1 pseudogene is annotated in these 410 nt (G+C 57.1%); it reads left to right on the top strand.

Annotated elements, in window-relative coordinates:
- Positions 1–410 (top strand): annotated as a pseudogene (locus ACYP33_RS30165) (IS3 family transposase); the annotation flags it as partial.

The raw sequence follows: 410 nt of genomic DNA, 5'->3' as shown, positions 1-410 counted from the left end.
GCAGTTGCGTCAGGCCACGTATTTTTATCAGCCTCATCCACGTGACGACCGCGCCGAACGCCAGCGCATCCGGGACATTGCCGAAACCCGGATTAGATATGGTGTAGAGCGCATCCACGTCTTGTTGCGACGAGAAGGCTAGCTAATCAATCACAAGAAGACGTATCGGATCTACTGCGAGGAAAAGCTGAATTTGCGGCGTAAGCGGCCGCGCCGGCGCGTGGCAGCCGCGCACCGCATGGAGCGGCCGGAAATCTCTACCGTCAACACGTGCTGGAGCATGGACTTCGTGGCCGATCAGCTGTTCAACGGGCAAAAAATCCGCGCCTTAACTGTGGTCGATAATTTTAGTCGGGAGAGCGTGGCGATCACGGTCGATTACGCCTTGAAGGCAGCCGATGTCGTCGCTA

The organism is Burkholderia sp. 3C, from assembly GCF_054589155.1.
This window is presented reverse-complemented; position numbering and strand designations above follow the sequence as displayed.